Source organism: Mycobacterium sp. TH-M106 (assembly GCF_057473765.1).
Genome location: NZ_JBYCLE010000173.1, coordinates 1 through 1781 on the forward strand (window position 1 = coordinate 1; position 1781 = coordinate 1781).

The 1781-nt window shown below is 70.1% G+C and carries 1 protein-coding gene; it reads right to left on the reverse strand.

What is annotated here, in order from left to right:
- Window positions 1-129: 129 nt before the first annotated feature.
- Window positions 130-1650, reverse strand: a complete 1521-nt coding sequence (locus AC2VOP_RS06120; protein WP_486960124.1) for a FadD7 family fatty acid--CoA ligase — start codon at window positions 1648-1650, stop codon at window positions 130-132.
- Window positions 1651-1781 lie beyond the last annotated feature (131 nt).

Here is a 1781-nt window from a genome sequence, read left to right on the forward strand (position 1 = left end):
CGTTGCCGCCGTCGGCGAGCATCCGCAGGCCCGCCTGGGCGGCGAGCGGTTGCGAGGTGCACACCACGTTGCGGGCGAGCACCGGCGTGTGCGGCCATCGGTAAGGAAGATCCCAGGTGAACGGCGCCGTCATGGCTCCCCGGGAGAAAACCTGTGCGCCACCGCGCGGCGATCGACCGAGCCTTTCGCCGTGTGCGGCAGTTCGTCGCTGAGCGCGATGCTGGCGGGCACCTCGAAGGCGGCGAGCCGCTCTCGGCAGAATCCACTGAGCTCCGCGGCGGTCGGTTCAGCCGATGCATGCGGCACGACCACCGCGGCCACCGTCTCCCCGTAGATCGGATCCGGCACACCGAACACGGCGGCTTCGGCGACGTCCGGGTGGCCGGCCAACACATGCTCGACGTGTTCTGGCGATATCTTCTCTCCGCCCCGGTTGATGAGTTCCTTGATCCGGCCTCGCAGCGTCAACTCACCGGCATCCGACAGCGACCCCAAGTCGCCAGTGTGCAGCCACCCGTCGGTGAAACTCTGTGCGCTTGCCGTCGGATTAGCGAGGTAACCGCGTACCACGGTGCGGCCGCGCAGCCAAACCTCGCCGACGGCGCGGGGCGGGCAGACCCGGCCGTCGTCGCCGACGATCCTGACGTCCGGCCCGGTTGACCTGCCGACCAGCCCCGGTGTGGCCGCGTCCCCCTCGTCCAGCCGTGTGCTGGTCGCCTGGTGGGTGGCTTCGGTCATGCCGAAGGCCGACAGCACCGGTGCGCCGAACGTCACCTGCAGCTCCTGCGCCGTCTTGGCGTCCAGCGCGGCGCTGCAACTGCGGGTGAAGCGCAGCGCGCCTCGTCGGCTGTACTGGTCAATATCATTTCGCGCCAGGATAATCCGATGAATCGTGGGCACTGCGGTGAACCAGGTGGCGTCGGCCGCTTCCAGATCAGCGGCGAAGGTGCGTGCGGAGAACCGTCCCCCGGCCGGGAGCAGCACAGCACCCCCGGAAGCCAGGGTGGACAGCAGCGTCGCAATCAGCCCGTGGCCGTGAAACAGTGGCATCGCCGCGACCGTCGCATCCTGCGGGCCGAGCCGGCCGGTGTCGACGACGCCGGCGACGGATCCGGCTATGCTGTCGTGAGTCCACGGCACCATCTTCGGCGAGCCCGTCGTACCCCCGGTGAACATGATCACCGCATCCTCACGGCCGAGTCCCTCGGGCGGCGGTGCCGGTGGTTGCGGTGCCGCGGTGACGTCCAGGGTGACCGTGGCTGTGCCGCCCCCGGGCGTCACCGAGACGGGCCAGCACGGCAGCGGCGGTTTCGTTCCGGTGGGCTCACCGACCAGCAGGGCCCGCGCTCCCGCCGCCGTCACCCGGGCACGCTGGTCGGCGGCGGGTAGGGCGGGATCCAGCGGCACCGCGACCAGGCCCCCGTGCACAGCCGCCAGCAGCCCGACGACATAGGCGGCGTCGCTGTGTGCCCGCAGCGCCACCCGATCTCCGGGCGCCAATCCGGTCCGCAGCAGGTTCTCCGCGAGCTCATCGACCAGCGCAACCAGGTTCCGGTAGCTGACCCGGACCCGGTCGGCGGTGACCACCAGCGCAGTGGCCCCCGGCTGGCGGCTTGCCAGCGCGTGCAGTTCGACAAGGTCGGGCACCATCAGCTCAGCCTAGGTCGACTCCGGTGGGATTTTGGACAACAGTGGTGCCATGGCGACCCCATCGACACCCGCGCGACCGACCGACGGCTTCCACCTTGTCGTCGATGCCCTCAAGCTCAACGGGATTGGCA